At 45.6% G+C, this 13,591-nt stretch carries 15 protein-coding genes and 3 pseudogenes; 2 read left to right on the plus strand and 16 right to left on the minus strand.

Features of this window, described 5'->3' with window-relative positions; genetic code table 11:
* From BLO31_RS22970 to fkpA, 9 genes and pseudogenes are all read right to left on the minus strand, one after another.
* Positions 1-111, minus strand: a 111-nt coding sequence (locus BLO31_RS22970) for a GTP-binding protein (protein WP_239670767.1), incomplete at its 3' end; no start/stop codon positions are given.
* A gap of 154 nt (positions 112-265) precedes the next feature.
* Positions 266-2,364, minus strand: a pseudogene (gene fusA / locus BLO31_RS03085) (elongation factor G).
* Between the two features lie 77 nt (positions 2,365-2,441).
* On the minus strand, positions 2,442-2,912 hold the full coding sequence (gene rpsG / locus BLO31_RS03090; protein WP_070962839.1) for a 30S ribosomal protein S7: 471 nt from the start codon (positions 2,910-2,912) through the stop codon (positions 2,442-2,444).
* A gap of 97 nt (positions 2,913-3,009) precedes the next feature.
* Positions 3,010-3,384 carry a 30S ribosomal protein S12 gene (rpsL, locus tag BLO31_RS03095; protein ID WP_038181303.1) on the minus strand — a complete coding sequence of 125 codons (375 nt, stop codon included), beginning with the start codon at positions 3,382-3,384 and terminating at the stop codon, positions 3,010-3,012.
* A gap of 163 nt (positions 3,385-3,547) precedes the next feature.
* Positions 3,548-3,823, minus strand: a complete 276-nt coding sequence (gene tusB / locus BLO31_RS03100; protein ID WP_070962840.1) for a sulfurtransferase complex subunit TusB — start codon at positions 3,821-3,823, stop codon at positions 3,548-3,550.
* Positions 3,824-3,832: 9 nt separating this feature from the next.
* Complete coding sequence (tusC, locus tag BLO31_RS03105) at positions 3,833-4,189, minus strand: sulfurtransferase complex subunit TusC (RefSeq protein WP_070962841.1); 357 nt, start codon at positions 4,187-4,189, stop codon at positions 3,833-3,835.
* Positions 4,186-4,590 (minus strand): sulfurtransferase complex subunit TusD, encoded by a 405-nt coding sequence (gene tusD, locus BLO31_RS03110; RefSeq protein WP_070962842.1) that lies wholly within the window; start codon positions 4,588-4,590, stop codon positions 4,186-4,188. Before tusD ends, tusC begins: the two co-directional genes overlap by 4 nt.
* Entirely contained in the window at positions 4,587-5,309 is a 723-nt protein-coding gene (locus tag BLO31_RS03115) for a helix-turn-helix transcriptional regulator (RefSeq protein ID WP_070962843.1), read from the minus strand. The genes tusD and BLO31_RS03115 overlap by 4 nt, the downstream gene beginning before the upstream one ends.
* Positions 5,310-5,520: 211 nt before the next feature.
* Positions 5,521-6,294, minus strand: coding sequence for an FKBP-type peptidyl-prolyl cis-trans isomerase (gene fkpA, locus BLO31_RS03120; RefSeq protein ID WP_070962844.1), 774 nt, complete (start codon positions 6,292-6,294; stop codon positions 5,521-5,523).
* A 198-nt stretch (positions 6,295-6,492) separates the two neighbouring features.
* Here fkpA and BLO31_RS03125 point away from each other — a divergent pair, with 198 nt between their 5' ends.
* Positions 6,493-7,473 (plus strand): WD40 repeat domain-containing protein, encoded by a 981-nt coding sequence (locus BLO31_RS03125; RefSeq protein ID WP_070962845.1) that lies wholly within the window; start codon positions 6,493-6,495, stop codon positions 7,471-7,473.
* 2 nt (positions 7,474-7,475) lie between these two features.
* Complete coding sequence (locus tag BLO31_RS03130; RefSeq protein ID WP_070962846.1) at positions 7,476-7,703, plus strand: SlyX family protein; 228 nt, start codon at positions 7,476-7,478, stop codon at positions 7,701-7,703.
* Positions 7,704-7,710: 7 nt separating this feature from the next.
* Here the strand turns inward: BLO31_RS03130 and BLO31_RS03135 are convergent, their stop codons facing one another.
* From BLO31_RS03135 to BLO31_RS03165, 7 genes and pseudogenes are all read right to left on the minus strand, one after another.
* On the minus strand, positions 7,711-7,896 hold the full coding sequence (locus BLO31_RS03135) for a DUF2065 domain-containing protein (protein ID WP_070962847.1): 186 nt from the start codon (positions 7,894-7,896) through the stop codon (positions 7,711-7,713).
* Between the two features lie 61 nt (positions 7,897-7,957).
* Complete coding sequence (gene hflC, locus BLO31_RS03140; protein ID WP_070962848.1) at positions 7,958-8,932, minus strand: protease modulator HflC; 975 nt, start codon at positions 8,930-8,932, stop codon at positions 7,958-7,960.
* A gap of 2 nt (positions 8,933-8,934) precedes the next feature.
* Positions 8,935-10,122 carry an FtsH protease activity modulator HflK gene (gene hflK / locus BLO31_RS03145; protein ID WP_070962849.1) on the minus strand — a complete coding sequence of 396 codons (1,188 nt, stop codon included), beginning with the start codon at positions 10,120-10,122 and terminating at the stop codon, positions 8,935-8,937.
* 45 nt (positions 10,123-10,167) lie between these two features.
* A pseudogene (gene hflX / locus BLO31_RS03150) lies at positions 10,168-11,456 on the minus strand (ribosome rescue GTPase HflX).
* Between the two features lie 32 nt (positions 11,457-11,488).
* Positions 11,489-11,755: an RNA chaperone Hfq gene (gene hfq, locus BLO31_RS03155; RefSeq protein ID WP_070962850.1), complete on the minus strand. Its 267-nt coding sequence runs from the start codon at positions 11,753-11,755 to the stop codon at positions 11,489-11,491.
* Between the two features lie 184 nt (positions 11,756-11,939).
* Positions 11,940-12,887 carry a tRNA (adenosine(37)-N6)-dimethylallyltransferase MiaA gene (gene miaA / locus BLO31_RS03160; protein ID WP_070962851.1) on the minus strand — a complete coding sequence of 316 codons (948 nt, stop codon included), beginning with the start codon at positions 12,885-12,887 and terminating at the stop codon, positions 11,940-11,942.
* Positions 12,884-13,591 (minus strand): annotated as a pseudogene (locus BLO31_RS03165) (DNA mismatch repair endonuclease MutL); the annotation flags it as partial. The gene miaA and the pseudogene BLO31_RS03165, both read right to left, overlap by 4 nt.

Genomic DNA, 13,591 nt, shown 5'->3' on the forward strand with positions numbered 1-13,591 from the left:
AGCTAGAGTAGTACAGATAGCTGCAGTTAGAGTTGTTTTACCGTGGTCAACGTGGCCGATAGTACCAACGTTAACGTGCGGTTTAGTACGTTCAAATTTTTCTTTAGACACGATCGTGTTCCTTCCTAGTTATGATTCGCCGCAAAAAGAATTGTTCACGGCGCGCCAGAATTTGCTATTTTATGCGCCAACGTTCGCCAGCGCAATATTTGGTCTGCATGATCTTTAAAAAAAGTAAGCTACTTTTTCGATCTGCTTTCCCCGATTAATAACCGCGTTCTGCAATGATTGCATCTGCAAAGTTCTTAGGTACTTCAGCGTACTCATTAAACTCCATAGAGTAAGAAGCACGCCCCTGAGTTGCAGAACGCAGGTCGGTTGCATAACCAAACATCTCTGAAAGTGGAACTTGAGCACGGATGATCTTAAGACCAGCGTTGCCCTCATCCATACCTTCGATAATGCCGCGGCGACGGTTAAGATCACCAACAACATCACCCATCCAGTCTTCCGGAGTGGTTACTTCAACCTTCATCATTGGCTCAAGAATAACTGGCTGGGCTTCCAGCGCACCTTTCCTGAATGCCATCGAACCGGCGATCTTAAACGCCATTTCGCTTGAGTCAACATCGTGGAACGAGCCATCAAACAGTGTTGCTTTTACATCTAGTACTGGGTAACCAGCTAGAACACCACTGTTCATCTGCTCTTCGATACCTTTCGCTACCGACTGATGTATTCCTTAGGAATAACACCACCAACAATCTCATCCACGAAGACAAAACCTTCACCAAACTCTGCTGGTTCCAGTTTAATCCATACGTGACCATATTGACCGCGGCCACCAGATTGACGAACAAATTTGCCTTCCGCTTCCGTGGTACCACGAATGGTCTCACGGTAGGCGACCTGAGGCTTACCAACGTTACAGTTAACGCTGAACTCGCGTTTCATTCGGTCGACGATGATATCGAGGTGAAGCTCACCCATACCAGAGATCAGAGTCTGACCTGTTTCGTCATCCGTTTCGACGCGGAAAGATGGATCTTCTGCAGCCAGTTTACCTAGTGCGATACCCATTTTTTCTTGGTCTGCCTTAGAGCGAGGCTCTACTGCGATCTGAATAACTGGATCAGGGAATTCCATGCGTTCCAGAATCACCTTGTGGTTCTGGTCACATAGAGTGTCACCCGTGGTTACGTCTTTCAGACCAATTGCAGCAGCAATATCACCCGCGCGAACTTCTTTTACTTCTTCACGCTTGTTTGAGTGCATCTGTACGATACGACCGAAACGCTCTTTCTTCTGTTTCACTGAGTTGTAAACAGAATCACCTGAGTTAACCACACCTGAATACACACGCATGAATGTCAGTGTGCCTACAAATGGGTCGGTCGCAATCTTAAACGCCAATGCTGAGAAAGGTTCGTTGTCGTCTGCGTGACGCTCAACCTCTTTCTCATTTTCGTCAACACCCTTGATAGCTGGAACATCAACAGGAGATGGTAAGAACTCAACCACAGCATCCAATACCGCTTGTACACCTTTGTTTTTAAACGCACTACCACATGCAGCAAGTACGATTTCGTTGTTTAGTGTACGAGTACGAAGACCCTGTTTGATTTCTGCTTCAGACAGTTCACCTTCTTCAAGGTATTTGTCCATCAGCTCTTCTGTTGCTTCTGCAGCCGCTTCAACAAGGTTGTTGCGGTATTCTTCGGCAAGCTCTTGCATGTCAGCTGGAATGTCTTCATAGGCAAATGTCATACCCATGTCTTCTTCGTTCCAGTTGATCGCTTTCATCTTGATAAGGTCGATGACACCTTTGAACTCTTCTTCCGCACCAATGTTGAGTTGGATTGGAACAGGGTTCGCACCAAGACGATCTTTAATTTGGTCAACAACGCGTAGGAAGTCTGCGCCTGCACGGTCCATCTTGTTTACAAACACCATGCGTGGAACATGATACTTATCTGCTTGACGCCATACTGTTTCAGACTGAGGTTCAACACCAGATGAGCCACAGAACACAACAACTGCACCATCAAGTACACGCAATGAACGCTCTACTTCGATAGTAAAGTCAACGTGTCCTGGGGTGTCGATAATGTTGATGCGATGATCTTGGAACTGTGCTTCCATACCACGCCAGAATGTCGTAGTCGCAGCGGATGTGATAGTGATACCACGTTCCTGCTCCTGCTCCATCCAGTCCATGGTAGCTGCACCATCGTGAACTTCGCCGATTTTGTGAGAAAGGCCAGTGTAGAACAGAATACGCTCAGAAGTGGTTGTTTTACCTGCATCTACGTGAGCAACGATACCAATGTTGCGGTAGCGCTCAATAGGAGTTTTACGAGCCACGATTGTATCCTCTTGCTAAGGTATACCTTAGAAAATAGAAAAGTGCTGCGAGAGAGCCTCGCAGCACAGTAGGTCTATTACCAACGGTAATGAGCAAACGCTTTGTTTGCATCTGCCATACGGTGAACGTCTTCACGTTTCTTAACAGCAGTACCTTTGTTGTCTGCCGCATCTAGCATTTCAGCAGCTAGGCGTGCAGCCATAGATTTTTCACCACGCTTACGCGCAGCTTCAACCAACCAACGCATAGCAAGTGCGTTACGGCGAACCGGACGTACTTCTACAGGAACTTGGTAAGTTGAACCACCTACACGGCGAGATTTAACCTCTACCGCTGGGCGAACATTTTCAAGAGCTTCTTCAAAAACAGCTAAGTGGTCTTTACCAGACTTCTCAGCCATAGTGTCTAGTGCAGTGTAAACAATTTTCTCTGCAGTAGATTTCTTTCCGTCAACCATAAGGATGTTAACGAATTTTGCCAGCAGTTCAGATTTGAACTTTGGATCTGGAAGGATCTTACGCTGACCAATAACGCGACGACGTGGCATGGATATTCTCCGTTGTCTTCTTCAGGTTATCCAAAACTTTTCAGTTTCTTCAAAAATTAAAAATAATTTAGTGTTTGGCCTTACTTAACGGAATCCATTAAGACTTAGGACGCTTCACACCGTACTTAGAACGACCCTGTTTACGGTCATTAACGCCTGCACAGTCAAGTGCACCACGAACAGTGTGGTAGCGAACACCTGGAAGGTCTTTAACACGACCACCGCGGATAAGAACAACCGAGTGCTCCTGAAGGTTGTGACCTTCACCGCCGATGTATGAAGTCACTTCGAAGCCGTTTGTCAGACGTACACGACAAACTTTACGAAGTGCTGAGTTAGGTTTTTTAGGTGTAGTAGTGTAAACACGTGTACATACACCACGTTTTTGTGGGCACGCTTCTAGCGCTGGCACGTTGCTTTTAGCAACTTGCTTCACGCGAGGCTTACGTACCAACTGGTTAATAGTTGCCATTAACTAGCTCCTGATTTACTTAAAGTAAGCTTTGTGAAAAATCTAGCCCCAAATGCCATTGGCAATTAGGGACGCAAAATTCTATTCAGCGGTGAGAGGTGTGTCAAGAAATATACAGATCTTTTTTACTTTCTGGGACAAGAATAAGCGTTGAAGAAAACAACTAGTCCCAGGTAAGGGTTTGTGGGTGAGCAGCAGTAAGGCGCACAAAACCACTGTAATCGACCAATGTTACTGATGGGCTAAGGCGGTTATTCATCCCCCTAGCCACCACATCGGCTTCTAATACAGAGACTTGCTTCTCTTTTAAAAAGTGAAAATCGCGATGTAGAGGATTCGCTGCATAGACTGCCTCTTCTATCAGAAGCCACTCATCATTTGCGCCACTGTATTGACTGGCGTCTTCTAGCGCCTGAAGTGTTTTTACGATATGAAGCATAGGGCATCTCTAAAATGTGAGTACTTTACTTGTCGATTGAAGTTTGTCCTGTATCTCTTGTAAAGAGATAATTGGTACATCAATGACCAGATCGGCTTGGAGCAATCCGCGCTCTTTCAATGAATGTGAACAGGCAAACACCTGCTCGATGTCGTAGAGATCAAACAATTTAAGCATCGGAGCATAGTCTTTACTTAGTATCTCGCTGGTATCTTGCCCGTGAAGCAATTGGTAAACCCCATCACCAACAAACAAGACTTGTATATCTTCACTGTAAGCCGATGCGGCTAACAAGGCATCAACCCCTTCTCGCCCTGAAGCGTTGTTATGAGGAGAGTGTCGAAAAAGAAAGGTCAAGGTACTCAAAACTGAATCACTCTGTCTTGGCTAAGCAGGGCCTGTGCAAGGCTACCTAAGCCAGCTTGGTGAAAGCCGTCGCTTAAGCTGCTTTGTGGCAATCCGTGTTGGCTGGCTTCTTGCTCACTGACGATACCACGGCGCAAGGCTGCGGCAACGCAAGTTTCCAACTGAACCTTGTTTTGTTCAGCAAGAGTTCGCCAGGCTTTGTTTAGATCGAACTCATCGTTGGCAGGCACGGTAAGCTGGCTTCCATTGGTAACACCATCTTGATAAAAAAACACACTAACTAATTTGTGCCCTTGTTGAATAAGAGCCGTAGCAAATTGATAAGCGGTTTTTGAGGATTGTCTGCCATAAACACCGCCGTTCACTACCAGAGTATAAGTCAGTTGGCTTTCACCACTCACTTTTCTTCGTCCTCAGTTTTACGCTGACGAATGTATAGGTACACCGTGTGTTTAGATATATTTAAACGGTCGGCAACGCGATTGATGGCGTCTTTAATATCGAAGATACCTTTGTCATAAAGCTCCATCACGATTTGACGGTTCTTAGTATTGTTTGAAACTGACTTATCAGCATTGATTTCTTCGATTGTGCGCTCAACCGTTTGGTCCACCAGCTCTTCGACATCACTAGCAAAGTTTACCGACGAAGCCGCTTCTTTTGCCTCTTCCGTTGGCATAAAAGATTGCAAAACTTGAGAGAACGGTGCATCTAGATTGACGTTGATACATAGAAGGCCAATCACGCGGTCATCACCATTGCGAATCGCTACGGTAATCGACTTCATCAACACGCCGCCTTTGGCTCTGGTGAAATATGAGCGAGAGAAGTTGCGCTCAGATCCTTCGATATCTTTCAGCATCTTAAGCGCCATATCGGTGATCGGTGACCCTACTTGACGCCCCGTGTTTTCACCGTTGGCTATTTTGATCGCTGATGTATTTAAGTCTTCTAATGAGTGAAGAACAATTTCACAAAACGGGCCAATCAGGCTAGCGATGCCATCTACAACGGCTTCATAAGATTTAAGGATAATTTTGTCATGCTCGGAAAACGGCATTACATGGACCGATTCCATCTCGAGCAAGCTGTCTGCATTGATTGTATCTGTAGTGGTCACTTTTATCGCCTTAGAGCGTTATATCAACAAATAGAGGTAAGTTTATCAGAAATTTTGAAGCGCACCTTATCAAACTTGCTGACTAGTGATTTAGAACAAAAAATTTAGTCGTGATTTGTTCAAATAGACACCGCTTTGCGAGATAAGTCTTACACTACAAAACTAAAAAAGCCTGACACTTGGTCAGGCTCTTAGTTTCTGCGCTAAGTCGTTACTGCGTGGTTTCAATCTTCAGTAGTTCAACTTCAAAAACAAGCGTCGAGTTTGCTGGAATCGTTGCCGTATCGCGGTCACCGTATGCAAGATCTGGCGGGATAACAAACTTAAACTTAGAACCGACTGGCATTAGCTGTACGCCCTCGGTCCAACCAGCAATCACGCGATCGAGTGGGAAGGTTGCTGGCTCATCGCGGTCGTAAGAACTATCGAACTTGGTACCGTCAATCAAAGTACCTTTGTAGTGTACTTGTACCGTGTCTGATTCTTTTGGTGTTTCACCTTCAGCAGGAACTAAAACTTGATAAAGAAGGCCGCTCTCTGTCTTAGTTACGCCTTCTAGTGCTTCAAACTGGCTGCGGAACTCTTCACCAGCTTTTAGGCTCGCTTGTGCTTTTTCAGTCGCCTGCTTTTGCATGGTTTCAGCCACACGCTTGTCTAGGCCTTCTAGGGCTGCGCGAGTCTCTTCTTCTGTAAGTGCTGCCGTTTCTTTAAAAACATCTTCGATGCCTTTAAGCACTAGTTCTTTGTTGAGTTCAATTCCAATTTCTTTTGGCTTGTCTAAACTAGAGCTCAAGTAGTTGGCAAATGATACACCGATGGCATAAGCCGCTTTATCATCTTCGCTATTAAAGTGAACCGCTTTTGCTGCTTCAGCTTGAACCTGCTGCTCTGGTTGTTGCTCTACTTTAGGTTCTTCTTCTTTTTGACAGCCAACTGCTAGCATTACGGTTGCCGCAAGCAGTGACACTTTAAATATAGATTTCATTCAATTCTCCAATTAAAGGACTTATAGCCAAGTGACTTCAAAATAATAGGTTCAGTACCTCTATTTTGAGGTAACTCAGGTACGCGATTTTGTCTTTGTGCACAATTCGTTAAGAAAGACTGGTGTACACAAGCATGTTATACCAATATAACCAATATACTCTTCCAAGTAACCTTGACCAGCGGATATTTAGATTTGATGCGGATAATTTCTCACAATATTGTCGTTGCCCTTGTCATACTTCTGTTAAATGGCTGCTTTTATACCAGTGGCGACCTGCAGAACTGGGAACTTGAGAACCAAGGAACAAGCGCTTTTGCATTGAGTCGAGATGCTCGATTCGCCCTTATCTATTCGAAAGAGCACCATTTAGTTCTATGGGACCTTTACGAAAACAAAATGCTTGCCGAGTTAGGTGAACAAGATCCTCAGGCCAACGCCGTCTCTCGCATCCGTATTTCTGACAACGGTCGCTTTGCTGTGACCGCCAGCCAAATCAACTTTGCCGTTTGGGATCTTGCTTGGACACAAGCAGAAGGATTGTGGTCTATTTCCGACGGTTTGATCCGAGATGTCGATATATCCAGCAACGGTGAGCAAGTTCTACTTGGGCTCTCTAACGGCAAAGCCATCTATGTAAACTTAGTCACCGGTCGTCGTTTAGAGTTCCTAGCTCACCGTGAAAAAGTCAATACGGTTGCACTTTCTTCCAACGGACGATTCGCACTATCCGGTGGCAACGACTACAAAGCCTACTTATGGGATACCACAACGGGATTAGTATTGCGTACCTTTGAACACGAACAGCGAGTCAATCGCGTTGCACTTCATCGCGATGGACTTTATGCCTTTACTTCGGATGGCGGAAACCAAGCCGTAATATGGGATTTAAAATCTGGCGAGGAAATGACCTCACTGAAAAGCTGGTCGAGACAACTTATTTTCTCAACGGCAAGATTTTCTGACGACGGCAGTTTGCTATTAACCGGAACGCCATCAAGTCGAATTATGGTTTGGGATACGTCAACGGGTAAGCGCTTACACGGTTTTGAAGCAAAACCGTTAAAAGATACTCGCCCTCCTAGAGCAGTCGTGTATGATGCCGCTATTGATAACCAGAATAGACTGATCACTGGCACTTCTGCTGGTATCGCTCAGGCTTGGGATATAGAAGATTAATCATGACCGATAAAAACACGGCCGAACTTGAACAGCGCATCAATGATCTAGAATGCCAATTGGCCTTTCAAGAACAGACCATTGAAGAACTGAACGATGCGCTTAGCCAGCAACAATTAGTGATCTCTAAGATGCAAGATCAAATGAAATATGTGGTTGGAAAGATGAAGAGCATGGACAAGTCAAATCTCGCCGATCCTTCGGAAGAAACGCCGCCACCTCATTACTAAAAGCTCGCTAAGCAAAGAAATAAGCGATAACACTGCCCGCTACGACCAAACATCCGCCTATCCTACGCAGATCGTTATCGGGCTGCTGACTGAGCTGGGCTACCATATTTCTCCAACCATTGGGAGCGAGTAACGGCCCTAAACCTTCAACGATCAAAACAAGTCCTATCGCTAACCAAATCGAATCTGACATTATTGCCACCAATAAAAAAGGCTCCTAGAAAGGAGCTTTATAGCATAGATTTATCTCAATCTTACTTTTCTGCGCCGTTAGCGTTATTCATGTACTGGAAGAAGTCACTCTTCGGATCCAATACTAGGATATCGCTCTTGTCGCTGAAGGATTTTTCATACGCACGAAGTGAACGTAGGAAACCAAAGAACTCAGGGTCTTTGTTGTAAGCATCAGAGTAGATATTTGCAGATTGTGCATCTGCTTCACCTCGAGTCACTCGAGCAGTACGGTCAGCTTCTGCTAGGATCTTAGCGACTTCTAGCTCTGCTTGTGCACGGATAACTTCTGCTTTTTCACGACCTTGTGAACGGTGCTTACGAGCCACTGACTCACGTTCCGCACGCATACGACGGTAGATTGACTCACTGATTTCGTCCGGTAGGTTGATTTTCTTCATTCGGAAATCAACGATGCGAACACCAAGGTCAGCCATTGCGCTACCACGAGTATCGTTCAGTACTTCTTCCATGATTTTGTCACGTTCACCATCTACTTCAAGCGCTCTTACTGCTTCGGTAGAAAGCTCTTCGCCATCAATCACTTCTGGAGTAACGACTTCGTTACGTGGACCAGATACAATCTGTTTGATTTCGCGAGAACCGATTTCTGCACGGAGAACATCTGTTACTTTACGTTCCAGAAGTGCTTCTGCGGTTAGACGGTTACCACCACCAGTTGCAAGGTAGTACTGACCAAAATCTTCGATACGCCACTTAACGTAGGAATCGATAATAACGTCTTTTTTCTCAGACGTTACAAAACGGTCCGCACGTCCATCCATCGTTTGGATTTTCGCATCCAGTGTTTTCACACGGTCAAACATTGGCATTTTGAAGTGTAAACCCGGCTCATAGATACGAGACGCATCGTTGTTATCTTTTAGTACTCGACCAAAACGAATAACGATACCACGTTCACCTTCGTCGATAATAAATACCGACATACCTACCACCACTAGGGCAACGATTAATAAAGGGATCAATAACTTACGCATTCTTAGTATCTCCCTTGACGAGTGCCGGTTGAGCGGTTAGTTGAATCTGTCTGCGCATCTTCACGCTGTGATTCCAATTCAATCTGGTCATAAGCCGATGAAGATTGTAGCTTGCGTTTTGTCGGCGCTTTGCCTTCACCCGCGAGTTTATCAATTGGCAAGTACAGTAAGTTACCGCTAGATTCAGAATCGATCAGGACTTTTGAAGTACTTGAGTACACTTCTTCCATTGTGTCTAGATAGAGACGATTACGAGTAACTTCTGGCGCTGCCTGATACTCAGGTAGCAGCTTTTCAAACTGAGCCACTTGACCGAGTGCTTCGTTCACCACTCGCTCGCTGTAACCCTGAGCTTCTTTCTTCAGACGCTCAGCTCGACCTGTTGCTTTTGGAAGAATTTCGTTTTTGTAAGCTTCTGCTTCACGGATAAAACGCTCTTCATCCTCTCGAGCTGCGATAGCATCATCAAACGCATCTTTTACCTGCTCCGGAGGACGCGCAGACTGGAAGTTCACATCTACGATGACCAAGCCCATGTCATAACCATCAACGATGGTATTTAGGGTTTCTTGGGTGCTTTGACGAATTTGCTGACGACCGCTGGTCAAGATGCCATCCATCAACGAATCACCAATTACAGCGCGAAGGGCTGAATCTGTCGCCTGACGCAAGCTGTCGTCCGCATTGGTTACGCGGAACAAATATTTGTAAGGATCAGCTACACGGTACTGAACGTCCATTGCAACCGTCACTACGTTTTCATCTTTTGTTAGCATCAGACCAGAAGAACGCAAAGAACGAATTGCTTGAACATTAACTGGTGTTACTTCATCAATAAAGCGAGGACGCCAGTTTAGGCCCGGATCGACCACTCGGTCGTACTTACCCAGGCGCAATACTACACCGCGCTCTGCTTCACCGATGGTGTAAAAGCCGGATACGAACCAAACAACAACTAAGATAGCTGCGAGCAGACCGATACCGATCGCACCACCGCCTCCAATTGAAGGTCCTTTCCCACCTTTTCCACCAAACTTTCCACCCAGTTTCTGACTCAGTTTATTAAACACTTCGTCTAAGTCTGGCGGTCCTTGATCACGACCACCTTTGTTGCCGCGATCATTATTACCCCAAGGGTCATTATCGCGGCCATTGTTGCCGTTGTTATTACCAGGCTCATTCCACGCCATTAGAAAGCTCCATCATTAGATATGACGTTATACTGTAGCAGTCATTTAAGTAACTATAAAGTCACGTAAAACTGCCCCTTCTCTTTTTTCAAGTCTAGACCAATCTACTTGTTGCATGCGGATATCTATCAACAAGTTGCCATCCTGATCATATTCTTCACGTTGAATACACTTCATTTGGAAGAATGTGCTACGGAATCGCCCTTGATGCTGCGGGGGGATCTGAAGCGTATATTGAACCATCTGGCTAGCAAGGCGCTCGGTTAACGCTTCAAACAGAAGCTCAATACCTAAACCTTCCATCGCAGAGACCCAAACCGCTACAGGTACACCCTCATCATCTCGTTCAATACGAGGACGTTGGTCTTCCATATTATCAATTTTGTTCATCACGACGAGAGACGGAACTTCATCCGCATCAATTTCTTGCAGCACGTCATGAACCGCTTGAATATTCTCACGAAACCGCTCGTCACTGGCATCGACAACATGTAACAAAATGTCAGCTTCTTGGGTTTCTTGTAACGTCGCTTTGAACGCCGCCACTAGGTCATGTGGCAGATGACGAATAAATCCAACTGTATCCGCCAATATCGCCGGACCAACATCCGACAATTCTATTTTACGTAAAGTAGGGTCCAAAGTAGCAAACAACTGATCAGCTGCGTACACTCCGGCCTCTGTAATTCGGTTGAACAGAGTCGACTTACCGGCATTGGTATAGCTACTAACGAGATTGTTGGGATCTCTGCTCTGCTTCTAGCTCTTCGCCCTTGTTCGCGCTGCTTAGCAACTTTAACCAGTCGTCTAAGTATCGCCTTGATACGATCACGCAATAAACGTCGGTCAGTTTCTAACTGAGTCTCACCTGGGCCACGTAGACCGATACCGCCTTTTTGTCTTTCTAGGTGGGTCCATCCACGGATAAGACGTGTAGAAATATGGCGCAGCTGAGCAAGTTCCACTTGCAGCTTACCTTCGTGGGTGCGGGCTCGCTGTGCAAAGATATCTAATATCAGACCTGTTCGGTCTAATACTCGGCACTTACACAGTTGTTCGAGGTTGCGTTCCTGGGCAGGAGAGAGGGCGTGATTAAAAATCACAATATCAGCCCCAGCGACCTGCACAGCTTGTGCGATCTCTTGAGCCTTTCCCTCTCCGACATAATACTTGGGGTGTGGCGATTGACGGCTGCCTGTAACTACTTGCAACGTCGATACGCCAGCAGAGGAAACCAGCATTTCAAACTCGCTGAGATCCTCCCATTCCCCTTCTTGCGTGAAGTTGATATGAACAAGTACGGCTCGCTCACCGGTTTCATAACGGTCAAACAAGCAATCAACTCCTTACGGTATTACTCGATTTATTAATCTTCAGATTTCTCTTGTGGACGATCTGCTGACTGCGGACGGTCGCCACTGTGGTGACTTACCGGACGTGCAGGAACAACAGTAGAAATCGCATGCTTATATACCATTTGATTTACTGTGTTTTTCAGCAAGATTACGAACTGATCAAAAGACTCGATCTGACCTTGCAGCTTAATGCCGTTTACAAGGTAGATTGAAACTGGAATACGCTCACGACGTAGCGCGTTTAAGAATGGGTCTTGTAGAGATTGCCCCTTAGCCATTTTATTTTCCTTATTTGTAATTTTGTTTTAGTTATTTAGCTAGTGGTTCGCTGCTTATGGTGCGGCCGTTGCATCTGAGCTAAACGAATAAAAAAACACCCCGTTGCTACTTGTTATGGAGGTTTTGCGATCAAATTTCAAGTAACAGATCCTTAACAGGGTAATTCACGCAAAAGCGATCACATTATACACAGCTAAAACCTTCAGATGCTATCGCATTTGAAACAGTTTCTACCGATTGTTCAATGTTCTCACTATCTAACCAAGTTAAATCATCCCAGCTGCGTAACCAGGTGATCTGTCGCTTGGCCAACTGGCGGGTTGCACAAACTCCGCGATAAATCGCTTCATCTCTTGTGCAATTCCCATCCAAATAATCCCACATCTGTCGATAACCCACACATCGAATTGAAGGCAGATCTGGATGAAGATCTTCTCGCGCATACAATGCACGCATTTCTTCTTCGAACCCATTTTCGACCATTTTTTCAAAACGGAGTTCAATCCGACGATGCAGTTCCGCCCTTTCCTTGGGCGCTATTGCAAACTGCTTGACTCGATAAGGCAGACTTTCACCTTTCGTTTGCGTCAACTCAGTAAGAGATTTACCCGATATCCGATACACTTCTATCGCCCTAGATAATCTTTGCGGATCATTAGGGTGAATACGTTCAGCAGATATGGGATCAAACTCCTTAAGCTGATCGTGCAGCACGTTCCAGCCCTGAGTCAATGCCTCTTGCTCAATTTGTTGTCTTATTTCTGGATTTGCAGCCGGAAGTGGTGACAAACCCTCAAGCAAGGCCTTGTAGTAGAGCATAGTTCCGCCAACAAGTAACGGTATTTTTCCAGATGAAACAATGTCCTGCATCGCATTCAATGCGTCACGCCTAAAATCAGCGGCAGAATACGCTTCTGCCGGATCTAATATGTCGATGAGTCGATGAGGAGCCAGCGCCAACTCTCTTTCATCCGGCTTTGCTGTACCAATGTCCATTCCACGGTAGATAAGCGCAGAGTCTACTGAAATGATCTCTACGGGAAATTTTTGTCTTAGCCTTATGGCGAGATCCGTTTTGCCTGATGCAGTTGGCCCCATAAGAAACAGTGCTAAAGGAAGTTGTTCTGTCATAATTGTAACGCCGCAATTGAAGCGGAAAAGTCTACCGAAGTTACGAAAGTTTTATCATCTAAGGGTAGTTCGCCATGCCATAGTTGCTCAAGCTCTGAAATAATCTGTATCGCTTCCGACAAAGTGTAGTCGTTTTTTACTTCTGCAATGCGAGTGCTTAACCATAGCGCTAGTGTTCCATCAAGAACGGGCGACTGTAAAGAAGCCAAGTAAGATAACAGATCTGGCAACAAAAGTTGGAGGTTTTGCTGGCGAAGGGGCTGAGGCACAGCCATCACCATTAAGCTTTGCTTATTGCGCAACTTAAGGTCAATGCCCAATCTCTCTAAAGCCACCTTTTCTCGCTGCGCTGACTCAATCAACTCGGCTTCTAACTTAAGTGACAAAGGCACTAACAAAGGCTGGCCTTTTAACGGCGATGCCGACGTATCCAGTTGGCCTAGCGACCGTAAATGTTCGGCTTTGGCGAGAGAGACCAAGCAACTGCTGTTCTTATCCGCCATCAACAAATAACGTCCCTGAACCACATGAATGGCTTTGCCCAGCGTATGGACGGATTCAACTGGACAAGTTTCGCTCTCAATGCTGTGTTCGCGTTTTTCAATAGTCGCCGTCGTCTCATCTTCCACTTGTGTGGTTAACAACTCCTGATAGACACGCACTTCTGCTTCACTTGGACCATCTTGAGGCTTGCGCTCTTTTCT

It is taken from the genome of Vibrio sonorensis (assembly GCF_001854765.1).
Lineage (GTDB): Bacteria > Pseudomonadota > Gammaproteobacteria > Enterobacterales > Vibrionaceae > Vibrio > Vibrio sonorensis.